Here is a 23,035-nt window from a genome sequence, read left to right as displayed (position 1 = left end):
GGCACGCCGAGTGACTCGTACGAGGGACACCGATTGCTGCAAAAGCAGGAGCCCGGACGCTCCTGACGGAGTGTCCGGGCCCTGATGAGCTCAGCTCGTGCTACTGGGTGCGGTTCTCACCGCGGTAGTACTCGAAGACCCAGCCGTACAGGCCGATCAGGATCACCGGCACCGAGAAGTACAGCAGCCACCAGCCGATCGCGACCGACAGGAAGGCGAGGGCGCCGCCGAAGCCGAGTGCGAGCGGCTGCCAGCTGTGCGGGCTGAAGAACCCGACCTCGCCGGCGTCGTCCGCGACGTCGGCCTCCTTGTTGTCCTGCGCGCCGGCGTCCACCCGCTTGGCCGTGAAGCCCAGGTAGAAGCCGATCATGATGGACAGACCGAAGGCCAGGAAGAGCGCGGTGGTACCGGCCGGCTCCTTCGACCACACGCCATAGACGATCGCCATGGCGAGGATGAAGATGCTCAGCCAGAAGAACATCCGTCCCTGGATCTTCACTTCCCGGCCTCCTTGCCGCCGTTGCCGGCCAGAGCCTTCTCACCGTGACCGGCGTTCTCGAGCTGGTCGAGAGCGGCGATCTCCGGGTGGTGCAGGTCGAACGCCGGGGATTCGCTGCGGATCCGCGGCAGGGTGAGGAAGTTGTGGCGCGGCGGCGGGCAGGAGGTCGCCCACTCGAGCGAGCGGCCGTAGCCCCACGGGTCGTCGACGCCGACCGGCTTGCCGTACTTGGCCGTCTTCCACACGTTGTAGAGGAACGGCAGGATCGACAGGCCGAGCACGAACGAGCTGATCGTCGAGATCGTGTTCAGGGCGGTGAAGCCGTCGGCCGCCAGGTAGTCGGCGTAACGACGCGGCATGCCCTCGGCGCCCAGCCAGTGCTGGACCAGGAAGGTGCCGTGGAAGCCGATGAACAGCGTCCAGAACGTGATCTTGCCGAGGCGCTCGTCGAGCATCTTGCCGGTGAACTTCGGCCACCAGAAGTGGAAGCCGGAGAACATCGCGAAGACGACGGTGCCGAAGACGACGTAGTGGAAGTGCGCCACCACGAAGTACGAGTCCGAGACGTGGAAGTCCATCGGGGGCGAGGCCAGGATGACACCGGTCAGACCACCGAAGGTGAAGGTGATCAGGAAGCCGGTGGCCCAGAGCATCGGGGTCTCGAAACTCAGGGACCCCTTCCACATCGTTCCGATCCAGTTGAAGAACTTCACGCCGGTCGGTACGGCGATGAGGAACGTCATGAAGGAGAAGAACGGGAGGAGTACGCCGCCTGTGACGTACATGTGGTGGGCCCACACCGTCACGGACAGACCCGCGATCGCGATGGTCGCCGCGATCAGACCCATGTAGCCGAACATCGGCTTGCGGGAGAAGACCGGGATGACCTCGGAGATGATGCCGAAGAACGGCAGGGCGATGATGTACACCTCTGGGTGGCCGAAGAACCAGAAGAGGTGTTGCCAGAGCAATGCTCCGCCGTTCGCGGCATCGAAGACGTGTGCCCCGAATTTCCGATCCGCCTCCAGCGCGAAGAGCGCGGCGGCGAGGACGGGGAAGGCGAGCAGGACCAGCACCGCGGTCAGCAGCACGTTCCACACGAAGATCGGCATGCGGAACATGGTCATGCCGGGGGCGCGCATGCAGATGATCGTGGTGATGAAGTTGACCGCGCCGAGGATCGTGCCGAAGCCGGAGAAGGCCAGACCCATGATCCACAGGTCGGCGCCGACGCCCGGCGAGCGGACCGCGTCCGACAGCGGGGAGTAGGCGAACCAGCCGAAGTCGGCCGCGCCCTGCGGGGTCAGGAAGCCGCCCACCGCGATCGTCGAGCCGAACAGGTAGAGCCAGTAGGCGAACATGTTCAGCCGCGGGAACGCCACGTCGGGCGCGCCGATCTGCAGCGGCATGATCCAGTTGGTGAAGCCGGCGAACAGCGGCGTCGCGAACATCAGCAGCATGATCGTGCCGTGCATCGTGAACGCCTGGTTGAACTGCTCGTTCGACATGATCTGCAGACCCGGCCGGGCCAGCTCGGCGCGCATGAGGAGCGCCATCACGCCGCCGATCAGGAAGAACGCGAACGACGTGACCAGGTACATCGTCCCGATCGTCTTGTGGTCAGTGGTGGTGAGCCACTTGATGACCACGCTGCCGCGGTTCTGGCGCCGGACCGGCAGCTCGTCCGTGTAGTGGGACCCTGCTGCCGCGGCACCCTGGGGTTCGTTGAGGATGCTCACAGGTTCGTCGTCTCCCGGTCCTTCTCGTGGGCGGTCTGCTCGATGCCCGCGGGAACGTAACCGGTCTGCCCCTTCTTCGCGAGGTCCTTGAGGTGCTGCTCGTAGCGCTCGGGGGAGACGACCTTCACGTTGAACAGCATCCGGGAGTGGTCGACGCCGCAGAGCTCGGCGCACTTGCCCATGAAGGTGCCCTCCTTGTTCGGAGTCACCTCGAAGGCGTTGGTGTGGCCCGGGATGACGTCCTGCTTCATCAGGAACGGCACCACCCAGAAGGAGTGGATGACGTCACGCGAGGTGAGGACGAAGCGGACCGTCTTGCCCTTGGGGAGCCAGAGCGTCGGGCCGGGGTTGCCGGTCTGCGGGTTCCGCGTGGCGGGCGTCCCGAAGTCGTAGACACCGCCGGCGTTCGCCGGGAAGGCGTTCTTGAACCGGGTCGGAATCGCGGCCAGGTTCTTGTCCGTCTTCGCGTCACCCGTGGAGCCCGCGACGGGCTCGATGTAGTTGAACGCCCAGCTCCACTGGTAGCCGACGACGTTGATGGTGACGTCGGGCTGCTTCTTGAGGCTGAGGAGCTTCGACTCGTCGCGGGCCGTGAAGTAGAAGAGGACCGAGACGATGACGAGCGGAACCACGGTGTACAGCGCCTCGATGGGCATGTTGTACCGGGTCTGCGGAGGTACCTCCACCTTGGTGCGGCTGCGCCGGTGGAAGATGGCGCTCCAGATGATCAGACCCCACACCAGTACGCCGACAGCGAGCGCGGCGGCCCAGGAGCCCTGCCACAGGGAGAGGATCCTCGGAGCCTCTTCCGTGGTCGGGGTGGGCATACCAAGGCGGGGGAAGTCTTCCCAGTTGTACGAGCAACCGGTGGCTGTCGCCAGGACCAGGCCCGCAGTCATTGCCTGCAGCAGCTTCCGCCGCATCGGGCGCCGCGGCGAGCGGTCGGAGCCGTTGGGACTCACGTAGCGCCTTCCCGAGAGTCTCGCCCGCGCGTAACGGCTGCGGCCTGGCCTTACTCGGTGGTCGGTCGCCGCCCTGCGTCGGGCAGGGGTTTGGATGTTTATGCGGACCAAACCCTAGCCGACGCCCTCCGGGGGTTCAGCGGGAGGGGTGCCTACTCACTCGCTGGGTTCGCTTGATTGGCGGCTGCGGGTGGTTTGTGGCTGATCGCGCAGTTCCCCGCGCCCCTGGGGAGGTTAGCGTTGCCGTGTGTCTTATTTCGACGCCGCTTCCGGTGCGCCTCTTCACCCCGTTGCCCGTCAGGCGCTGTTGGCCTCTCTGGATGAAGGGTGGGCTGATCCCTCCCGGTTGTACCGGGAAGGGCGGCGGGCTCGGATGTTGTTGGATGCTGCTCGGGAGGCCGCCGCCGAGGCTGTGGGGTGTCGTCCTGATGAGCTGACGTTCACCTCGTCCGGGACGCGGGCCGTGCACAGCGGAATCGCCGGGGCCATGGGGGGACGCAGGCGGATCGGACGTCACCTGATCGTGTCAGCCGTCGAACACTCCTCGGTACTCCATTCGACGGAGTCGTTCGACGTGACCGAGGTGCCGGTGGACCGTACGGGGGCGGTGAGTGCGCGGTCGTACGCCGATGCTCTGCGCCCCGACACCGCGCTGGCGTGTCTCCAGTCGGCCAACCACGAGGTGGGGACCGTGCAGCCGGTGGCCGAGGTGGCGGCCGTGTGCCGCGAGGCCGGGGTGCCGTTGCTGGTGGACGCGGCGCAGTCGCTCGGGTGGGGGCCGGTCGAGGGTGAGTGGTCCCTGTTGACCGCCAGCGCGCACAAATGGGGTGGTCCGTCGGGGGTCGGCCTGCTCGCCGTCCGCAAAGGTGTCCGGTTCTCGCCCCAGGGGCCCGCCGACGAGCGGGAGTCGGGGCGGGCCCCGGGTTTCGAGAACCTGCCGGCGATCGTCGCGGCGGCGGCCTCGCTGCGGGCGGTGCGGGCCGAGGCCGCGCAGGAGGCCGTACGGCTCCGGGAGCTGACGGCGCGCATCCGCTCGCACGTGCCGCAGTTGGTGCCGGATGTGGATGTGGTGGGCGATCCCGAGCGGCGGCTGCCGGGAATCGTCACCTTCTCCTGTCTCTATGTCGACGGGGAGACACTGCTGCACGAACTGGACCGGGCGGGTTTCTCCGTGTCGTCCGGTTCGTCCTGCACGAGCAGCACCCTGACGCCCAGCCATGTACTGAAGGCGATGGGGGTGCTGAGTGAGGGGAATGTGCGGGTGTCGTTGCCGTTCGGGGCGGTCTCCGAGGAGGTCGACCGTTTCCTGGAGGTGTTGCCGGGGGCGGTGGCGGCGGTCCGGGAGAAGTTGGGCGCGCCGACGCCTTCGACTGCCGTGCAGGAGGACGCACTCGTGGTGGACGCCCTCGGCAAGCGGTGCCCGATCCCGGTCATCGAGTTGGCGAAGGTGATCGGGGAGGTCCCGGTGGGCGGCACGGTCCGCGTTCTCTCCGACGACGAGGCCGCACGACTCGACATCCCGGCGTGGTGCGACATGCGGGAACAGGAGTACGTGGGAGAGGAACCGGCGGTCGAGGGAACGGCATTCGTGGTCCGCCGGGTGAGGTGAGACACCCAGGTGCGCGGGGAACTGCGCGACAGCCCCCCACGCACCTGCACACGGACTCAGCCCAGGTGCCCCCGGACCTCCTCGGCCGCCTCGTCCCCGTACGCCTTGGTGAACCGCTCCATGAAGTTCCCCTTCCGCAGCCGGTACTCCTGCGTCCCCACGGTCTCGATGACCAGTGTCGCGAGCATGCACCCGACCTGCGCGGCGCGCTCCAGCGAGACCCCCCAGGCCAGTCCCGACAGGAACCCCGCACGGAACGCGTCACCGACACCCGTCGGGTCGGCCTTGCGCTCCTCCTCCGCGCAGCCGACGACGATCGGCTCCTCGCCGACCCGGTCGATTCGCACGCCCTGCGCCCCGAGCGTCGTGACCCGGTGGCCCACCTTCGCGAGGATCTCCTCGTCGGACCAGCCCGTCTTGGACTCGATGAGCCCCTTCTCGTACTCGTTGGAGAAGAGGTACGTGGCGCCTTCCAGCAGGATCCGGATCTCGTCGCCGTTCATACGGGCGATCTGCTGGGAGAAGTCCGCGGCGAACGGGATGCCGCGCGAACGGCACTCCTCGGTGTGGCGGAGCATCGCCTCGGGGTCGTCGGCGCCGATGAGGACGAGGTCGAGGCCGTCCACACGGTCGGCGACCGTCTTGAGCTCGATCTGGCGGGCCTCGCTCATGGCGCCCGTGTAGAAGGAGCCGATCTGGTTGTGGTCGGCGTCGGTGGTGCACACGAAGCGGGCGGTGTGCAGCGTCTCGGAGATCCGGACGGAGGCGGTGTCGACGCCGTGCCGGTCCAGCCAGGCGCGGTACTCGTCGAAGTCGAAGCCCGCGGCGCCGACGAGGATCGGCTTCGTGCCGAGCTGGCCCATGCCGAAGGCGATGTTCGCGCCGACCCCTCCCCTGCGTACGTCGAGGTTGTCGACCAGGAAGGAGAGCGAGACCGTGTGCAGCTGGTCCGCGACGAGCTGGTCGGCGAAGCGGCCGGGGAACGTCATGAGGTGGTCGGTGGCGATGGAGCCGGTGACTGCGATGCGCACGGCGAGGCTCTCCAGAGAAATGAAGGGGGGCGCGATAGCGCTCGTTGGAAGGGTGGTGGTGTGAGACGGGAGGGCGTGTTGACGGTTAACGCTATCGGGTCCGTATGGAGTACTGCGAGGCAGCCGACGGCGCGGTGAAGCAGGTGAAACTACCCGATAGTAGATCTTTCTTCGCGGGCTCCGGCGTGCATACGGTTCGGTCATGACAAACCTTGAGCTGTACGCCTCCGTCCGGGCCGACCTGGACTGGGACCTCGCCTCGCTGCGCGGTGACTGTGCCCGGATGGCTCCGCACTGGGCGGTTCCGGACCGGATCACCGCCCTCCCGATTTCTCCTTCGCGCATCCACGGCGTGACGGTTCCCGAGGGGTCCGCCCGGCTGCTGGACGCGATGTCGGAGTACGGCGACTGAGTCACGGCGGTTGCATCACGGCGGCCGAGTCACGGCGGTTGAGTCAGTCGCTGAGTCACAGCGCGTGCGTCGGCGCGTTCGAGGGAACCGCGCGCTCCCCCGCTGCGTCCCATCGCCGTCCCCCGGAAAGGGGATGCGGGATACGACCCGTTTGCCGACCGTTTTGACAGGGTCGGGTCAGGGTCGAGGGACAGTTGCGCAGCAGAAGGAGCGATGCGGTGAACACCGAGCGACCCGACAACAGCGACCCCGGCGAGGCCTCCGGCGGCGGGGACGGGAGCGCTGCGGAAGCGCACGGTGCCGGTGAAGCGAGTGCTGCGGAGAAGCCGGGTCCCGAGGCCTCCGGCGAGGCTCCCCCCGTACAGGAGAGTGACGCCGAGGCCGGTCAGGACGGTGAGGCCGAGGGCACCGGGAAGACACTCGGTGCCGAGGAAGGCTCGGCCGGGCACGCCGAGGAAGTCGCCGACGCCGACACGGTCGACTCCCCGGCCTCCGGAACCGGGGCCGCCGGCGCGGAGCCGGACGGCCCCGCCGGGCCCGATGCCCTGGCCGACGATGACGTGCCACCGGCGTCCGCCGACGCCGACACGAGCGCGGACGCGGGCGGTACCGCAGCCCCCGGCTCCCCCGGCAGCGCCGATTCCGACGTACCTGTGGGCCTCGGCACCGATGCCGATGCCGGCCCCGGTCAGGCTCCCGCCGACTCCGAGATTCCCCGGCACGAGAACGCCGAGGCCCCCCGCTCGCCCCGGCATCGGTCTCCCGTCGCCATTGCTGCCGTAGCCGCTGCCGTGCTGCTGGTCGGGGGTGGCGGGGCGTACCTCGCCACCAGTGCCTCCGGAGGGTCCGGTGAGGACACCACCTCCGGCGCGTCCGGTGACGGCACTCCGCCGCCGCCTCTCGCGCTCGACGGTTACCGCGCGGACGGTGGCGCGGGGAACGGGATCGCGCCCGGTGAGCCGAATCCGTACGGCGTGACCTACCGCGTCGACGGCAGTCTCCCGGACGGGCCCGGCTCGGCGCCCGTCTACCGGGTCCAGGGGCAGGTCACCGAGGCCGACGTGGCGCGGCTCGCCGAGGCGCTCGGGGTCGACGGGACGCCGGTGGCGCAGGGGCAGGTCTGGCGGGTCGGGGTCAAGGACGGTTCGGGGCCGAGTCTCCAGGTGAACCGGCAGGCGCCGGGCGCGTGGACCTTCCAGCGCTACTCCCCCGTCATCGACGACTGTGGCAGTGCCACGGTGTGCGGGGCGGGGTCCGAGACCCCCACCGGCCGGCCGGTGAGCGAGGCGGTCGCCGAGAAGGCCGCCGCGCCGGTGCTGAAGGCGGTGGGCCAGGGGGCCGCGAAGCTGGACGCGAGCCAGGCCATGGGCGCCCAGCGGATCGTGAACGCCGATCCGGCCGTGGGCGGGCTGCCCACGTACGGCTGGGCGACCGGCGTCACCGTGAACGGCCAGGGTGAAGTGGTCGGCGGCACCGGGCAGTTGAAGGCGCCGGTGAAGAGCGACACGTATCCCGTCCTGAGCGCCGAGAAGACGCTGGGCCTGCTGAACAAGGTGCCCGCGGCAGACCACCGCATGGGCATCGGTGGCTGTGCCAGTCCCGTACCGCTGAAGGACCGGCTGGAAGCGCCCTGCGGGGAGTCGACGGCGAGTCCGGCGAAGAGCACGCTCACCGTCGAGAAGGCGGTGTTCGGGCTGGCGTCGCACTACGTGGGCGGTCGGCAGGCGCTCGTGCCGTCCTGGCTGTTCGAGGTACGGGCGACGGGCGCGAAGGACGCCTTCACGGTGACGTATCCGGCGGTCGACCCCAGGTACCTCGCCTCCCCGACGACCGCGACGCCGACCACGCCCGTCTCCCCCACCGCGCCCTCCGCCCCGCCCAGCTCCGCGCCGAAGACACGGGACGTCGAGGTGGACGGCTACACGGCCGAGGGCGACGAGCTGACCGTGAGCTTCACGGGCGGGGTGTGCGGGGACTACGCGGCGACGGCGAGTGAGAGCGCGGGCGAGGTGAAGGTCGCGGTGACCTATACGCCGTGGCCCGACAAGGTCTGCATCATGATCGCCAAGGAGATGCAGAAGACCGTGCCGCTCGACGAGCCGCTCGGTGACCGCAAGGTCGTGGGCTCGGACGGCAAGGACATCCCGTTGAAGAAGGCGGGGGCACGGCTGCCGGAGACCTCAGGGGCCCGCTGAGCCCCGAAGACGCGCGAAGGCGGCGGCCCCGTCGGAGGGGGCCGCCGCCTTCTGTCGCTGGAAGCCTGGTCGAACTCGAGTCCTAGTTGAAGGAGTCGCCGCAGGCGCAGGAGCCGGTCGCGTTCGGGTTGTCGATCGTGAAGCCCTGCTTCTCGATGGTGTCCACGAAGTCGATGGACGCGCCGCCCAGGTACGGGGCGCTCATGCGGTCGGTGACGACCTTGACGCCACCGAAGTCCTTGACGACGTCGCCGTCGAGCGAGCGCTCGTCGAAGAAGAGCTGGTAACGCAGGCCGGAGCAGCCGCCGGGCTGAACGGCGACGCGCAGGGCCAGGTCGTCACGGCCTTCCTGGTCGAGCAGGGCCTTGACCTTCGCCGCGGCGGCGTCGGACAGGATGATGCCGTCGGTGACGGTGCCGGTCTCGTCCGATACGGACATCTACATCTCTCCCGGGTTGTACGGAGACTGCTTGCCGACTGGTGCAACCGGCAAGGCCGCGGATTCATTCCGGGCCGGACGCCGGTTTTTTCCGGTGCCTTCTTCATGCTCGCACATGCCACCGGAAGCGGAAAACGCCTCATCGTCGTCTCATCGTCGCCTCTTCGGGATTCACGTCACATCGACGCAATGACCATCGTCAAAGTGACGTGAAGCGGGTTATGATAGATAACGTCAGTTCGACGAAAAGTAGAAAGGGTGCGTGTCGTGACCACCGCCCAGACCACGGAGCTCGACGTACAGCCGACTCCGCTCGCCCTGTTGCTGCTCGGCCGCGAGGCCGACCCGAGGAGCGAGCGGGGCGTCGAGTGTCCCGGCGATCTGCCCTCGCCGTCCGACCCCGACCTGGTCGAGCGCGCCCGCGCGGCCAAGGAGAAGCTCGGCGACAAGGTGTTCGTCCTCGGCCACCACTACCAGCGTGACGAGGTCATCCAGTTCGCCGACGTCACGGGCGACTCCTTCAAGCTGGCCCGGGACGCGGCCGCGCGCCCGGAGGCCGAGTACATCGTGTTCTGCGGTGTGCACTTCATGGCCGAGTCCGCGGACATCCTCACGTCCGACGACCAGAAGGTCGTCCTGCCCGACCTCGCCGCCGGCTGCTCCATGGCCGACATGGCGACGGCCGAGCAGGTCGCCGAGTGCTGGGACGTGCTCACCGACGCCGGCATAGCCGAGCAGGTCGTGCCGGTGTCGTACATGAACTCCTCCGCGGACATCAAGGCGTTCACGGGCAAGCACGGTGGCCTGATCTGCACCTCGTCCAACGCCCAGCGCGCCCTGGACTGGGCTTTCGAGCAGGGCGAGAAGGTGCTCTTCCTGCCCGACCAGCACCTCGGCCGCAACACCGCGGTGCGGGACCTGGGCATGTCCCTGGAGGACTGTGTCGTCTACAACCCGCACAAGCCGAACGGCGGCCTGACCGCCGAGCAGCTGCGGGACGCGAAGATGATCCTGTGGCGCGGGCACTGCTCGGTCCACGGCCGCTTCTCGCTGGAGTCCGTGGAGGACGTCCGCGCCCGCATCCCCGGGGTGAACGTCCTGGTGCACCCCGAGTGCAAGCACGAGGTCGTGGCCGCGGCGGACTACGTCGGCTCGACCGAGTACATCATCAAGGCGCTGGAGGCGGCCCCGGCCGGCTCGAAGTGGGCCATCGGCACGGAGCTCAATCTCGTACGACGCCTCGCGAACCGTTTCGCCCCCGAGGGCAAGGAGATCGTCTTCCTCGACAAGACGGTCTGCTTCTGCTCGACCATGAACCGCATCGACCTGCCTCACCTGGTCTGGACCCTGGAGTCCCTGGCCGAGGGCAAGCTCGTCAACCGGATCGAGGTCGACAAGGAGACCGAGACGTACGCGAAGCTGGCTCTGGAGCGGATGCTGGCGCTGCCGTAGAACCGTCGTCAGGCGCGCTCACCCCGATGCGGAGGTCCGCTCGGGGTGGGCGGGGTCGAGGGTGAAGACGTCGCCGGCCGGGGTGGTGACAACCAGGGCGCCCTCGTTGAGCAGCACCTTGGGCAGCCGCTCGTTCAGTGCGTCCACCCACTTGGCACGCGGCGGGGTCTCCCACAGCAGCGTGCCCTTCTCCGCGTCCAGGGCCGCGACCCGGCCGCTGGCGCTGGACAGATAGACCACGCGGGTGCGCGGGGCGGAGGTGGCCCCGCTCGGCTGCTCCAGGCTCGTGCGGGTCTGCCACAGCTGCTTGCCGGTGCGGACCGACACGGCGGTCACCTGGCCTGAGGTGCCGGCGAACCACAGCACGCCGTCCGCCGTCGTCACCGTGCCCTCGAACCCCTTCGCCAGCTCCGTGGTCGTGGCGGCACCGGTGTCCGGGTTCACCAGCCGGATCCGGGAGAAGGGTCCCTTGCGGTCGGAGGCCAGGTGCCCTGCGTCCAGGTAGAGCAGGCGACCGTCGTACGTACCGACGAGGATCGAGGGATAGGGCACCTTCAGGCGCCGCACGGAGCCGTCGGAGCGGTCGAACCCCAGGACCAGCCTGTCCTTGCTGGATGTCATGGCTGGTACGCATTCCAGGTAGAGGCCCTCGTTCGAGTGCGCCGGGTCGCACTGCATCCCGGACGGCAGCGGCGCCGTCCAGCGCTCGGCGCCGGTGCGCACCGAACGTGCGGTCACCGATCCGCGCTCCCTGTCGGGGACGAGCACGAGGTCGCCCGAGAGGTACGGGTGGCTCGACGCGGAGTCCACCGTGCGGCGCCACAGCCGTTCCCCTGTCCCGGTGGCGAGGGCGATGACCGAGATCACGAGATTCCCGCCCTCGGGTTGGTAATGCTGCTCGACGAGCATGACATCGTCCGCGACCCCGAGGAGCGAGAAGACGTACGACCTCTTCCTCATGACGGACGGCACCCCGTCCGCCCGCCAGTCGACCCGGCCGGTGACACCGTCCAGGCGCACGGGCAGAACCGCGTCGCCCGCGCAGTAGACGGAGCCCTCGTGCATCTGGCACTCCGGACCGTTGTCCATCCCTCCCTCCAGCAGGGTGATCCCCTTCTCCACACCCCGCTCGGAGGTGGCGTACACCGTCGTCTGCCAGGGCCGCCAACCGCCGGGCAACGCAGTCCAGCGAGAGTCGGCGGGCTGCGCACCGGTCGTGCCGGCTCCGCCGTCGCCGCCCGTCCGCCCCGGTCCGGTCAGCAGATACGCCGTCAGCCCGAGAACCACCACGCCGATCGCGGCGGTCGCCGCCCACAGCGGGCGCAGCCGGCGTCGGCGGCCGGGCGACGTGACCGACCTCGGGTTGCGGGCCCCGGTGTCGGAAGGGTCCGGCAGGTCCCCGCGCAGCGTCACCGTCTGCGGGCCGTCCGCCGTCTCCTCCTCGGGCAGGACCCGCGCGAGCTCCCGCGCCACGTCGTCCAGTCCGGGCCGGTCCGCGGCCTTCTTGGCCAGACAGCTCTGCAGAACCGTCCGCAGCTCCTCCCGTACGCCGTCCAGGACGGGTTCGTCGTGCACCACCTGGTACGCCGTGAGGTAGGGGCTGTCCGCGTCGAACGGCCCCCGGCCCGTGACCGTGTACACCAGCAGTGCGGCGAGCGCGAAGACGTCGGAGGCGGGGCCGACCGTACGGGCGTCGGTGAGCTGTTCCGGGGACATGAAGGGCGGGGTGCCGATCATCTGGCCGGTCTCGGTGAGGGGGTTGTTCTCCGCCGCCCGGGAGATGCCGAAGTCGATGACGCGGGGGCCGTCGTCGGCCATCAGGACGTTGCCGGGCTTGAGGTCGCGGTGCACGACACCGACCCGGTGGATGTCCCGCAGGGCCTCCACCAACCCCAGTGCCAGGCGCCGCAGTTCGGTCTCCCGCAGCGTGCCGAGCTCGGAGATCCGGTCGGCGAGCGAGCGGCCGGGTACGTACTGGGTCGCCATCCACGGCCGTGCCGCCTCCGGGTCGGCGTCCACGACCGGGGCGGTGAAGGCGCCGCTCACCTTGCGGACGGCCTCGATCTCCTGGCGGAAGCGGGTGCGGAAGACGGGGTCCTCGGCGTACTGGGCGTGCACGACCTTCACCGCGACCTCGCGCCCGGAGCGTGATCTGCCCCGGTAGACGATGCCCATTCCCCCGGACCCGAGCCGGTCGACCAGTTTGTACCCGCCGACCGATTTCGGGTCGTCCTTGTGCAGCGGCACGCCCGCATCCCCTTCCCCCGTGCGGCAGTCCGAGGGCCCAGCATATGTAACGGGGGTGGCCGGCCCCGCTGTCGGGAAGGTCCGGGCCGCTCCGTCAGTGCCGCAGAAGGGAGTTGAGCCGGGCCGCCTGTCGGGTCAGGTAGTCGCGTTCGGCGAGGTTGGGGGCCTTGTGGGCGGCCTCGGCGTACAGACGGGCCGCGGTCGTCAGGTCGCCGGCGCGTTCGTGGAGATAGGCCGCGGCCGCGGCGTGGCGGGGCAGTGAGTCGTCGAGCGCGGCCAGCGTGGCCAGGCCCGCTCGGGGGCCGTCCGCCTCACCCACGGCGACCGCCCGGTTGAGGCGGACGACGGGGCTGTCGGTGAGGCGGGCGAGTTCGTCGTACCACTCGACGATCTGCACCCAGTCGGTCTCCTCGGCGGTGGGTGCGTCGGCGTGCAGGGCGGCGATGGCGGCCTGGGCCTGGAACTCGCCCAGCCGGTCGCGGGCGAGGGCGTTCTGGAGGATCTGCACACCCTCGGCGATCGCCGCGGTGTCCCAGCGGGTGCGGTCCTGCTCGGTGAGCGGCACCAGACTGCCGTCGGGGGCGGTCCGGGAGGCGCGGCGGGCGTGGTGGAGCAGCATGAGGGCGAGCAGCCCGGCGACCTCGGGGTGGTCGATGGCCGCGGCGAGCTGCCGGGTGAGCCGGACGGCCTCGGCGGCGAGGTCGACGTCGCCGGAGTAGCCCTCGTTGAAGACGAGGTAGAGGACCCGCAGCACGGTGGCCACGTCGCCTGGCTGGTCGAAGCGGACGCCGGAGACGGTGCGCTTGGCCCGGCTGATGCGCTGCGCCATGGTCGCCTCGGGCACCAGGTAGGCCAGGGCGATCTGCCGGGTGGTCAGTCCGCCGACCGCGCGCAGGGTGAGGGCGACGGCGGAGGACGGGCTGAGCGAGGGGTGGGCGCACAGGAAGTACAGCTGGAGCGTGTCGTCCACGGCGGGCGTGGGGCCGGGCACCGGTTCCTCGTCGATCCGTTCCTCCCGCCGGCGCCGGGCTCTGTCCGAGCGGGTCGCGTCGAGGAACTTGCGCCAGGCCACGGTGACCAGCCAGCCCTTGGCATCGCGCGGCGGGTCGGTCGGCCAGACCCGGACCGCCTCGACGAGCGCGTCCTGGACGGCGTCCTCGGCCGCAGCGAAGTCGGCCCCGCGGCGCACGAGGACGGCGAGCACGCTCGGCGTGAGGCTTCTGAGCAGCGCCTCATCCACCGGCGTGGCACTCCGTGGCGGTGGGCGACGCCGCGTAGAAGGGGCGCAGCTCCAGCCACTCGTGGATCGGTTTCCCGCCGGCGCCGGGGGCGGCCGACAGCTCCGCGGCCAGCTCCAGGGCCCGCTCGTAGCTGTCGACGTCGATCACCGTCCAGCCCGCAATGAGGTCCTTGGTCTCGGCGAACGGCCCGTCGGTGACCGGCGGGCGCCCCTCGCCGTCGTACCGCACCCAGGTCCCTTCGGGAGCGAGCGCCTGCCCGTCGACGTACTCGCCGGTCTCCACCAGCCGTTCCGCGAAGTCCCGCATGTACTGCACGTGCGCCGAGATCTCCTCAGGCGTCCACTGCTCCATGGGCACGTCGTTGGCCGGGGCGGGAGCGCCACGGTAGTGCTTGAGCAGCAGGTACTTGGCCATGATGTCTCTCCTGGTCCCGGGGCGGCCCATTCTGGCCGCTCTCACCCCGGGGACGGAGCTGGACAGGGGTTCTCGACATCGCCGCGCGGTATTTCTCGGCCCTCGGCCCACCGGGTTCACTCCACCCTGGGACGCACCAGCCCCGACTCGTACGCGATCACCACGAGCTGGGCCCGGTCGCGGGCGCCCAGCTTGGCCATGGCCCGGTTGACGTGGGTCTTGACGGTCAGCGGACTGACCTCCAGCCGCTCGGCGATCTCGTCGTTGGAGTGACCGCCGGCGACCTGGACCAGGACCTCGCGCTCGCGGACCGTGAGGGCGGCGAGTCGTTCGGAGCGCACCGGGTCGTTGCCGTCCGCGTCGCCCTGGGCGAGGAAGCGGGCGATCAGGCCCTTGGTTGCGGCCGGGGACAGCAGGGCCTCGCCGCCGGCCGCGACCCGGATGGCGCTGAGGAGTTCCTCGGGTTCGCTGCCCTTGCCGAGGAAGCCGGACGCACCGGCGCGCAGGGACTGCACGACGTAGTCGTCGACCTCGAAGGTGGTCAGGATGACCACACGGACGTGGGCGAGGGAGGGGTCCTCGCTGATCATGCGGGTGGCGGCGAGGCCGTCCGTGCCCGGCATCCGGATGTCCATGAGCACGACGTCGGCGCGCTCCTGCCTGGTCAGCCGTACGGCCTCGGCGCCGTCGGACGCCTCGCCGACCACCTCCATGTCCGGCTCCGAGTCGACGAGCACACGGAAGGCACTGCGCAGCAGCGCCTGGTCGTCGGCGAGCAGGACACGGATCGTCATACGGGCTCTCCCGGTTGGTCTCTGGCTGGGGTGCGGGGCTTGACCGGCAGGATCGCGTGGACGCGGAAGCCGCCTCCGTAGCGCGGGCCGGTGGTGAGGGTGCCGCGCAGGGCGGTGACGCGCTCGCGCATCCCGAGGAGGCCGTGGCCGCCGCCGTGGTCCGGGTCGTCGTCGTTGCCGGCTCCGTCGTCGAGAACGGTGATCTCCATGTCGGGTCCGACGCGTACGACGCTGACCTCGGCCTTCGCCTCCGCACCGGCGTGCTTGTGGACGTTGGTCAGGGCCTCCTGGATGACCCGGTAGGCGGCCAGGTCGACGGCGGCGGGGAGGGCGGTGCCGTGGTCGGCGCGGGCTACCTCGACGTGCAGGCCCGCGCTGCGGAAGGTGCCGACGAGTTCGTCGAGGCGGGCCAGGCCCGGGGCGGGTTCGGTGGGGGCCTCGGGGTCGCCGGACTGCCGGAGCAGGCCGACGGTGGCGCGGAGTTCGTTGAGGGCGGAGCGGCTGGCCTCGCGGACGTGGGCGAGGGCCTCCTTGGCCTGGTCGGGGCGCTTGTCCATGACGTGCGCGGCGACTCCGGCCTGGACGTTGACCAGGGCGATGTGGTGGGCGACGACGTCGTGCAGGTCGCGGGCGATACGCAGGCGTTCCTCGGCGACCCTTCGCCGGGCCTCTTCCTCACGGGTGCGCTCGGCCTTCTCGGCGCGCTCCCTGATGGCCTGGACGAAGGCACGGCGACTGCGGACGGCGTCGCCGGCGGTGGCGCCGATGCCGGTCCAGGCGAAGATGGCGAGGTTCTCCTGGGCGTACCAGGGCAGGGGTCCCGCGAGCATCGCGGCGCTGGTGAGGACAGTCATGGTGAGCAGGCCGGCGCGCCAGGTGGTGGGGCGGTCAGTGGTGGAGGCGACCGTGTAGAGGGCGATCACGGCGGCCATGGCGACGGGGGCGCGGGGGTCACCGGTGACGCACTCGATGACGGAGGCGGTGCCGGTGAGGGCGAGGACGGTGAGGGGGGCGCGGCGGCGGAAGACCAGGGCGAGGGCACCGAGAGCCATGAGGACGAGGCTGAGCAGCTCAGGGGTGCGGATGCTCCAGCTGACGGCGTCCTTGTCATGGGGCCCGACGAAGGAACCGGCCACCATGCAGGCGAGGACGCCCGCCGCGAGGACGGCGTCCAGGGCCAGGGGATGCGCCTTGAGATGGTGCCGGGCGCGGTCGACGGTGCGGCTCACTCTTGAACAGTACGGGGGCCCTGCCGGGGGCGGAACGGGGGCCAGCTGTACGTTTCCGGCTTCACGTACCCGAAGCGCGGTGATCGCCCGGGCGTGGAAGGGGCTGAAGGGTGGAGGCCCCGAGAGGGACGGCGGCGGGCTCGACGGCTGAGACCGACGGAGCCGGGTGGTGGGGGCCCATGACGCGCACGGTTCGAGCGCGGTTGCGGCGGCTCGGGACGGGGGGAGTTCGTCGGCGGACGGCGGCCGACTGGTGGGGGGCAAGGAGGACAGGTCCCAGCAGCGGCTCGGCGTGGCATGGTGTTCGGTGGCGAGCTCGGTGGCGAGCCGGACGGTGCGGGCCAGAGCCCCGGCAGGGACGGGCCACCGACGGCTCGGGGTGGCAGAGAATTCGGCGGCTGGTTCCGTGGTGGGACGAACCCGAAACCGCAGACCCGGCGAGCCGGACGGCCGAGGCCAGCCCAAAGGCGGGAAGCCCACCAGCAGCTCGGGCCCCGCGGGATGTGGTCCCATCAGCGGCTCGAGGCTCGCGCCTCCTGTCGGGGTGGCGACGCCGTGACGTGTGGGCGGTGTCCGGAGCAGATGTCGTACGGGCTCGTCGCCGGGGTGATCCGGCTGGAAGCCCACGCAGAGTGTGGTCTCAGCCCGGGATCAGGCCGTCGTCGCTCAGCAGGTCCCGGACTTCCTCCAGGGTCGCGTCCGGGGAGGGGAGGATCAGTTCCGAGGGTTCCAGGGAGTCGTCCGGGAGCGGGTCGCCCAGGTCCCGGACCCTGGTGAGGAGGGCTTGGAGGGTACGGCGGAAGCCTGGGCCGTCGCCGTTCTCCATCTCGGCCAACAGCTCGTCGTCCAGTTTGTTCAGGTCGGCGAGGTGGCTCTCGGCCAGCCTCACCTGCCCCTCCCCCATGATCCGTACGATCATGTCGCCCTCCTCGGCGTGGGCCCTACTGCTTGTCGAAGCGTGGGGTGTCCTGCGGCTGCTGGGACTGCGACTGGCCGGTGCCGCCCTCGATGGCCTGCTGCGACGACGAGCCTCCCGCCAGCTCCGCCTTCATGCGCTGCAGTTCCAGCTCTACATCCGTACCACCGGAGAGCCGGTCCAGCTCGGCCTGGATGTCGTCCTTGTGCATGCCGGACTGGTCGTCCAGGGCACCGGAGGCCAGCAGCTCGTCGATCGCGCCGGCCCGGGCCTGCAGCTGGGCCGTCTTGTCCTCGGCCCGCTGAATCGCCAGGCCCACGTCGCCCATCTCCTCGGAGATGCCGGAGAAGGCCTCGCCGATCCGGGTCTGCGCCTGGGCCGCGGTGTACGTCGCCTTGATGGTCTCCTTCTTCGTCCGGAAGGCGTCCACCTTGGCCTGGAGGCGCTGGGCCGCAAGGGTGAGCTTCTCCTCCTCGCCCTGCAGCGTCGAGTGCTGGGTCTCCAGGTCGGTCACCTGCTGCTGGAGCGCGGCACGGCGGGACAGCGCCTCACGGGCGAGGTCCTCACGGCCGAGCGCGAGCGCCTTGCGGCCCTGGTCCTCCAGCTTCGAGGACTGCGACTGCAGCTGGTTCAGCTGGAGTTCCAGGCGCTTGCGGGAGGTGGCCACGTCGGCCACGCCCCGGCGTACCTTCTGGAGCAACTCCAGCTGCTTCTGGTACGAGTAATCGAGGGTTTCGCGCGGGTCCTCGGCCCGGTCAAGGGCCTTGTTCGCCTTCGCGCGGAAGATCATCCCCATACGCTTCATGACACCGCTCATGGGCTTCGCGCGCCCCCTTCTGACGGACTTCCAGCTCAGCTCTGCGACAGAACCCACAGTACGGGCCCTGCATCCATTGACGCACTGTTCCGGGACGGATGCGCTCATCCCCAAGGACGACTGACCGATCCCCTGCTCCGGCGTAAGGAGTAGGTGACCTTCAGGGTGAGCAAGTCACCGGACGTCCCCTCTGTCCCCCTACATGACGACTGGTGTTGCCGGATCGTTCCCCACCGGGCTGGGGTCCAACCCCGGACACCCCTTACCCTTGGGTTTTGTGTTCCGTAGCCGTGCCACCAAGGAAGAGAAGGCCGCCGTCGCCGACAAGGCGCAGCTGACCGACTCCAAGCAGCCCCGCGACCCGCAGGCCCCCAAGGGCCGGCCCACGCCCAAGCGCAGTGAGGCCCAGTCCCAGCGCCGCAGCGTCGCCAACACGTCGCTCACGCGCAAGGACGCCGCCAAGCGTCAGCGCGAGGAGCGCCGCTCAGCGCTGGAGAGGCAGCGTCAGGCGCTGGCCGGCGGCGACGAGCGGTATCTGCCCGCGCGGGACAAGGGCCCGGTGCGTAAGTTCGCCCGCGACAGCATCGACGCGCGGTTCAACGTGGCGGAGTTCTTCCTGCCGATGGCCGTGGTCATCCTGGTGCTGAGCCTGGTGCGGGTGGGCGCGCTGCAGAGCATCGCGCTGATGCTGTGGCTCGTCGTGATCGTGCTCATCGTGCTCGACTCGATCCTCACCGGTTTCCGTCTGAAGAAGCGGCTCGCCGAGCGCTTCCCGGACCAGAACCGGAAGGGCGCGGTCGCCTACGCCCTCATGCGCTCGCTCCAGATGCGTCGCCTCCGGCTGCCGAAGCCGCAGGTCAAGCGCGGAGAGCGGCCCTGAGTACGACATCTTTCTCCGGGGGTGCGGCCGATGCCTGGCTGGACAAGCTGGGCGGGCTGCGGAATGTCGTACGACAGGAGCTGGTGGCCCGGCAGCTCGACGAGCAGATAGTCGGCCGGTACCCGGTGGGGCAGCGGCTGCGGGTGCTCGACGTGGGGATGGGGCAGGGCACGCAGGCGCTGCGGCTGGCCCGGGCCGGTCATCAGGTGACCGGGCTCGAACGGGACTCCACGATGGTCGCGGCGGCCCGGCAGGCTCTGTCCGCCGAGCCCGAGGGCATCCGGGAGCGGATGCGGATCATCGAGGGTGACGGCCGGGACACCGGGGTGCACTTCCTGCCGGGCAGTTTCGACGTGGTGCTGTGCCACGGCGTGCTCATGTACGTCGAGGAGCCGGATCCGCTGCTGGCGGGGCTGGCGCGGATGCTGGCACCGGGCGGCCTGCTGTCGTTGCTCGTGCGCAACGGTGACGCGCTGGCGATGCGGCCGGGCCTGGCCGGGGACTGGACCGGCGCGCTGGGCGCCTTCGACACCACCGCGTACCGCAATCGCCTGGGACTCGATGTGCGGGCCGACCGGCTGAGCACGCTGACCGCGACGCTCGCCGGCATCGGGGCGCCGCTCCAGGCGTGGTACGGGGTGCGGGTGTTCACGGACACGGCGGCGGACGACACCGAGACGCCGGCCGATGTGGAGGCGCTGCTGGCCTGCGAGGAGCGGGCCGGGCGGACGGATCCGTACCGTGGGGTCGCCGCGCTGCTGCACCTGTGCGGGGTGCGGGGCTGAGCCCGTTCGGGCGAACAGCGCAGGCACGGGCGTCGGCCCCGAAGTGAGACTCGGGGCATGACTGCTTCGCGTACCCGTGCTCTGCGGCTGCCGTTCTCGGTGCTCGTGTGTTCCGCCGTGCTTCTCTCCGGGTGCTCCGACTCCGGTTCCTCCGGCCGGAAGGAGACGTCGACCACGCAGGCCGCCCAGGCGGCCGTACCCGCTGCCGACGGCGACCTCCAGAGCGCTGCCCGGAAGGTGATCAAGGACGTTCTGCCGTCGGTCGTGCAGATCCAGGCCAGCGGTGATCTGGGGTCCGGGGTGGTGTACGACGACAAGGGGCACATCGTCACCAACGCGCATGTCGTCGGGGACGAGAAGACCTTCAAGGTGACGACGGCGAACAGCGAGAACGAGCTGACCGCGACACTCGTGTACTCCTACCCGGACCAGGATCTCGCCGTCATCAAGCTGGACAAGCTGCCGGACGGGCTGAAGGCGGCGACCTTCGGTGACTCGGCGAAGGTCGCGGTGGGGCAGATCGTGCTCGCCATGGGATCGCCGCTCGGGCTGTCGTCGAGCGTGACCCAGGGCATCGTCTCGGCGACCGGACGGACCGTCAGCGAGGGCGACAGCGGGGGCGGGACGGGCGCGACCATCGTCAACATGGTGCAGACGTCCGCGGCCATCAACCCGGGCAACAGCGGCGGCGCCCTCGTCGACCTCGACGGCCAGGTCATCGGCATCCCGACGCTCGCCGCCGTCGACCCCAACTTCGGGGACAGCGCGGCGCCCGGGATCGGGTTCGCGATCCCCGCGTCGATGGTGAAGACGGTCGCCGACCAGATCATCGAGAACGGCAAGGTCACCGACTCGGGCCGGGCCGCGCTCGGCATCACCGGCCGGACGGTCGTCGACGCCGGCTTCCAGGCCGCCGGCGTCGCGGTCGTGGACGTGAAGAGCGGCGGTGCCGCGGACAAGGCCGGTATCGAGGCGGGGGACGTCATCACGAAGCTGGGCGACACCGACATCACGACCATCACCACGCTCTCCGAGGCGCTGGCGGCGGACCGGCCGGGTCAGAAGACCTCCGTGACCTTCACCCGGAACGCCAGTGCGAAGACGGTGGATGTGACGCTGGGTGAGCAGTGACGGAGGTGGGCGAGGGTTCCCTGAGAAGCCCTCGCCCACCCTCTGCTACGCCTCCTCGGCCGCCTTCAGGCTCATCGGGCCGTAGATCTCGGTGGCGTCCTCGAACAGGCGAACCTGTTCCGCGCCACCCGCGAGCAGGGGCTTCCAGTACTCACCGAGCCAGGACTCGGCGTCTCCCTGGGTCGTGAACTCCTCCGGCTCGACCGCGGGCTCGGTCTCCGCACCGTCGGCCTTCTCGAATCGCCAGGTCCATGTCGCCATGTGAGCCTCCCGTGGTTGATCCGTCACGAAGAGCACCCTAAGCGGTACGTCGTCGACTGCGGGCCGGTGGGGGCTCGGCGCCCACGCGGCGGAGCCGCGAAATCGACACAGCCCCGCGCCCCTAACGGCATCTCCGCGTGCGCATGGTCAACACGGACCGGCGAGAATCGGTGGCGTGGAACTGACTTTGCTCGGCACCGGCGCCCCTGCCGGTCTTCCCCGGCCCTTCTGCCCCTGCGCCGCCTGCGCCACCGCGCTCGGTGCGAACCCGCGGGCCGCCACCGCCGTACTCGTCGACGAGACCCTGCTGCTGGATCTGACTCCCGGTGCCGCCTTCGCCGCCGCCCGGGCCGGGCACTCACTCGCCGGCGTACGGCAGGTTCTGCTCTCGCACCCTCATGACGGGCCCCCCGTCGAGGTGCCCGCCGGGCTTCCGCAGCCGGGGCGGGTGCCGGACGGGCGGGAGTTGGCGTTGTTGACGGGGCATCGGGTGCGGGCCGTGGCGATGGACGCGCCGGGGACCGGGTACGCCGTCACCGGGCCCGAGGGGCAGCGGGCGCTGTACCTGCCGCCCGGGGGTGCGCCCGCCGGGCTGGAGCGGGGGCCTGTGGAGTCGTACGACCTGGTGCTCGCCGATGTCGTACGGCGGCCGGACGCGCTCGCCCGGTTGCGGGCCGTGGGGGCCGTGGGGCCCACCACCGATGTCGTCGCCGTCCATGTCGATCACGACGTGCCACCCGGCGACGAGTTGCGGCGGAGGCTGGCCGCCTCGGGGGCGCGGGCCGTGCCCGACGGGACGACTCTGGTCGTGGGGGTCTACGAGGACGTGCCGGATGTGCCGCGGCGGACGCTGGTGCTGGGCGGGGCCCGGTCCGGGAAGTCGGTGGAGGCCGAGCGACGGCTGGAGGCGTTCCCCGACGTGCTGTACGTGGCGACCGGCGGGTCGCGCAACGGGGACACCGAGTGGGCCTCCCGGGTCGCCGCACATCGGGATCGGCGGCCGGGGTCGTGGCGTACGGCGGAGACCTGCGACCTGGTGCCGCTGCTGAAGGACGACGGGGCGCCGCTGCTGATCGACTGTCTGTCGCTGTGGCTGACGGACGCGATGGACGCCGTGGGGGCGTGGGACGACGCGGAGTGGGCCGACGGCGGTGAGCGCGAACTGCGCGCGCGGGTGCGGGAGTTGACGGAGGCGGTGCGAGGCGCTCGGCGGACCGTGGTGGTCGTGTCCAACGAGGTGGGGTCGGGGATCGTGCCGGCCACCGCCTCGGGGCGCCGCTACCGGGACGAGCTGGGGCGGCTGAACGCGGCGTTCGCGGCGGAGTGCGAGCAGGTGGTGCTGGTGGTGGCGGGGCAGGCGATGGTGCTACGGGGCTGACGGTTCCTTGCGGGCGATCACCCGGTAGGCCTTCGCGAAGCAGGTGCCGGCGAGGAGGAGGGCCAGGGTGTGGTCCAGCGCTCTCGCGGTCGAGGTCAGCGGTCCGGTCACCCACGGGGGCAGGGTGCCGGGCAGGCGGCCCGCCAGACGGGCCGGGACGTGTGCGGATCTGCGGGCCGTCGCGATGATGGTGCAGCCCCTGGACTCCAGTTCGGCGCGGGGGTCGTCCGGGGATTCCACCAGGAGGTGGCCGCCGGGGCGCAGGACGGCGAGGGCGGCCCGGAGTTCTTCGGGGTCCGCGTGACGGTTCAACAGGCTGACCACGTCGTAGCGGGCGCGCAGACGGGCGGTGATCCGCGGGTCCGTCAGACGCCCCTGGTAGCCCTCCTCCAGGCGCTCGATCGCCTGGGCGTGCAGGACGCGGGGGCTGGGGTCCAGGCCGTCGAAGGCCGTGTAGGGGAAGAACGTTCTCGCCGCCTCCGGGAAGTCCGCGTCCCCCGTGTCCACGTCCAGCCAGCTCTCGGGTTCGGGGAAGCGCAGCATCGCGCGGGCGGTGGAGCGAAGACGCCGTACGGAAGGGGCGGTTGGTGCGGGCATGGGGCCT

The 23,035-nt window shown here is 70.5% G+C and carries 22 protein-coding genes; 8 read left to right on the top strand and 14 right to left on the bottom strand.

Annotated elements, in window-relative coordinates:
- Positions 1 to 100 precede the first annotated feature (100 nt).
- Genes ABZT02_RS09880 through coxB form a run of 3 tightly spaced genes read right to left on the bottom strand, consistent with a single transcriptional unit; the run spans position 101 to position 3,200 of the window.
- The gene (locus tag ABZT02_RS09880) at positions 101 to 499 is read right to left on the bottom strand and encodes a cytochrome c oxidase subunit 4 (RefSeq protein ID WP_355738163.1); all 399 of its coding nucleotides are present in this window, start codon (positions 497 to 499) and stop codon (positions 101 to 103) included.
- Positions 496 to 2,238 (bottom strand): cytochrome c oxidase subunit I, encoded by a 1,743-nt coding sequence (gene ctaD, locus ABZT02_RS09875; RefSeq protein ID WP_007381487.1) that lies wholly within the window; start codon positions 2,236 to 2,238, stop codon positions 496 to 498. The genes ABZT02_RS09880 and ctaD overlap by 4 nt, the downstream gene beginning before the upstream one ends.
- Positions 2,235 to 3,200, bottom strand: a complete 966-nt coding sequence (gene coxB / locus ABZT02_RS09870) for a cytochrome c oxidase subunit II (RefSeq protein ID WP_007381488.1) — start codon at positions 3,198 to 3,200, stop codon at positions 2,235 to 2,237. The genes ctaD and coxB overlap by 4 nt, the downstream gene beginning before the upstream one ends.
- A 247-nt stretch (positions 3,201 to 3,447) precedes the next feature.
- Here coxB and ABZT02_RS09865 point away from each other — a divergent pair, with 247 nt between their 5' ends.
- On the top strand, positions 3,448 to 4,809 hold the full coding sequence (locus ABZT02_RS09865) for an aminotransferase class V-fold PLP-dependent enzyme (RefSeq protein ID WP_356016028.1): 1,362 nt from the start codon (positions 3,448 to 3,450) through the stop codon (positions 4,807 to 4,809).
- Between the two features lie 56 nt (positions 4,810 to 4,865).
- Here the strand turns inward: ABZT02_RS09865 and ABZT02_RS09860 are convergent, their stop codons facing one another.
- Positions 4,866 to 5,840, bottom strand: a complete 975-nt coding sequence (locus ABZT02_RS09860; protein ID WP_356016026.1) for a carbohydrate kinase family protein — start codon at positions 5,838 to 5,840, stop codon at positions 4,866 to 4,868.
- Between the two features lie 202 nt (positions 5,841 to 6,042).
- Between ABZT02_RS09860 and ABZT02_RS09855 the strand changes: the two genes are divergently transcribed.
- Both ABZT02_RS09855 and ABZT02_RS09850 read left to right on the top strand, forming a co-directional pair.
- Entirely contained in the window at positions 6,043 to 6,252 is a 210-nt protein-coding gene (locus tag ABZT02_RS09855) for a hypothetical protein (protein ID WP_356016025.1), read from the top strand.
- 218 nt (positions 6,253 to 6,470) lie between these two features.
- Positions 6,471 to 8,447, top strand: coding sequence for a hypothetical protein (locus ABZT02_RS09850; protein ID WP_356016023.1), 1,977 nt, complete (start codon positions 6,471 to 6,473; stop codon positions 8,445 to 8,447).
- Between the two features lie 82 nt (positions 8,448 to 8,529).
- On the opposite strand, the gene ABZT02_RS09845 is transcribed toward ABZT02_RS09850, so the two are convergent.
- Positions 8,530 to 8,886: an iron-sulfur cluster assembly accessory protein gene (locus ABZT02_RS09845; RefSeq protein WP_356016021.1), complete on the bottom strand. Its 357-nt coding sequence runs from the start codon at positions 8,884 to 8,886 to the stop codon at positions 8,530 to 8,532.
- A 267-nt stretch (positions 8,887 to 9,153) separates the two neighbouring features.
- Between ABZT02_RS09845 and nadA the strand changes: the two genes are divergently transcribed.
- Positions 9,154 to 10,338, top strand: a complete 1,185-nt coding sequence (gene nadA / locus ABZT02_RS09840; protein ID WP_356016020.1) for a quinolinate synthase NadA — start codon at positions 9,154 to 9,156, stop codon at positions 10,336 to 10,338.
- Positions 10,339 to 10,356: 18 nt separating this feature from the next.
- Here the strand turns inward: nadA and ABZT02_RS09835 are convergent, their stop codons facing one another.
- The 7 genes from ABZT02_RS09835 to ABZT02_RS09805 form a co-directional block, all read right to left on the bottom strand.
- A complete protein-coding gene (locus ABZT02_RS09835; RefSeq protein WP_356016018.1) occupies positions 10,357 to 12,585 on the bottom strand; it encodes a PQQ-binding-like beta-propeller repeat protein in 2,229 nt (742 codons plus the stop codon).
- A gap of 94 nt (positions 12,586 to 12,679) precedes the next feature.
- Positions 12,680 to 13,825 (bottom strand): DUF6596 domain-containing protein, encoded by a 1,146-nt coding sequence (locus ABZT02_RS09830; protein WP_356016016.1) that lies wholly within the window; start codon positions 13,823 to 13,825, stop codon positions 12,680 to 12,682.
- Positions 13,818 to 14,240: a YciI family protein gene (locus ABZT02_RS09825; protein WP_356016013.1), complete on the bottom strand. Its 423-nt coding sequence runs from the start codon at positions 14,238 to 14,240 to the stop codon at positions 13,818 to 13,820. The genes ABZT02_RS09830 and ABZT02_RS09825 overlap by 8 nt, the downstream gene beginning before the upstream one ends.
- A 116-nt stretch (positions 14,241 to 14,356) precedes the next feature.
- Positions 14,357 to 15,034 carry a response regulator transcription factor gene (locus ABZT02_RS09820; RefSeq protein WP_356016012.1) on the bottom strand — a complete coding sequence of 226 codons (678 nt, stop codon included), beginning with the start codon at positions 15,032 to 15,034 and terminating at the stop codon, positions 14,357 to 14,359.
- Entirely contained in the window at positions 15,031 to 16,263 is a 1,233-nt protein-coding gene (locus ABZT02_RS09815; protein ID WP_356016011.1) for a histidine kinase, read from the bottom strand. The genes ABZT02_RS09820 and ABZT02_RS09815 overlap by 4 nt, the downstream gene beginning before the upstream one ends.
- Before the next feature lie 640 nt (positions 16,264 to 16,903).
- Positions 16,904 to 17,182 carry a hypothetical protein gene (locus ABZT02_RS09810; protein WP_356016009.1) on the bottom strand — a complete coding sequence of 93 codons (279 nt, stop codon included), beginning with the start codon at positions 17,180 to 17,182 and terminating at the stop codon, positions 16,904 to 16,906.
- Between the two features lie 22 nt (positions 17,183 to 17,204).
- Complete coding sequence (locus tag ABZT02_RS09805) at positions 17,205 to 17,984, bottom strand: PspA/IM30 family protein (protein ID WP_234358555.1); 780 nt, start codon at positions 17,982 to 17,984, stop codon at positions 17,205 to 17,207.
- Positions 17,985 to 18,198: 214 nt separating this feature from the next.
- Here ABZT02_RS09805 and ABZT02_RS09800 point away from each other — a divergent pair, with 214 nt between their 5' ends.
- From ABZT02_RS09800 to ABZT02_RS09790, 3 genes are all read left to right on the top strand, one after another.
- Positions 18,199 to 18,876, top strand: a complete 678-nt coding sequence (locus tag ABZT02_RS09800) for a DUF3043 domain-containing protein (RefSeq protein WP_356016007.1) — start codon at positions 18,199 to 18,201, stop codon at positions 18,874 to 18,876.
- 83 nt (positions 18,877 to 18,959) lie between these two features.
- Positions 18,960 to 19,661, top strand: coding sequence for a methyltransferase domain-containing protein (locus ABZT02_RS09795; RefSeq protein WP_356016005.1), 702 nt, complete (start codon positions 18,960 to 18,962; stop codon positions 19,659 to 19,661).
- 57 nt (positions 19,662 to 19,718) lie between these two features.
- A complete protein-coding gene (locus tag ABZT02_RS09790) occupies positions 19,719 to 20,792 on the top strand; it encodes a trypsin-like peptidase domain-containing protein (RefSeq protein WP_356016002.1) in 1,074 nt (357 codons plus the stop codon).
- A 45-nt stretch (positions 20,793 to 20,837) separates the two neighbouring features.
- Here ABZT02_RS09790 and ABZT02_RS09785 read toward each other — a convergent pair whose 3' ends face one another.
- Positions 20,838 to 21,053, bottom strand: a complete 216-nt coding sequence (locus tag ABZT02_RS09785; protein WP_037719591.1) for a hypothetical protein — start codon at positions 21,051 to 21,053, stop codon at positions 20,838 to 20,840.
- 175 nt (positions 21,054 to 21,228) lie between these two features.
- Between ABZT02_RS09785 and ABZT02_RS09780 the strand changes: the two genes are divergently transcribed.
- Entirely contained in the window at positions 21,229 to 22,431 is a 1,203-nt protein-coding gene (locus ABZT02_RS09780; protein ID WP_356016000.1) for a bifunctional adenosylcobinamide kinase/adenosylcobinamide-phosphate guanylyltransferase, read from the top strand.
- Here the strand turns inward: ABZT02_RS09780 and ABZT02_RS09775 are convergent.
- On the bottom strand, positions 22,420 to 23,028 hold the full coding sequence (locus tag ABZT02_RS09775) for a methyltransferase domain-containing protein (protein ID WP_356015996.1): 609 nt from the start codon (positions 23,026 to 23,028) through the stop codon (positions 22,420 to 22,422). The genes ABZT02_RS09780 and ABZT02_RS09775 overlap by 12 nt on opposite strands.
- Positions 23,029 to 23,035 lie beyond the last annotated feature (7 nt).

The organism is Streptomyces sp. NPDC005402 (assembly GCF_040606575.1).
Classification (GTDB): domain Bacteria; phylum Actinomycetota; class Actinomycetes; order Streptomycetales; family Streptomycetaceae; genus Streptomyces.
The sequence above is the reverse complement of the archived record's forward strand: the minus strand, read 5'-3'. Positions and strand labels throughout refer to the sequence as shown.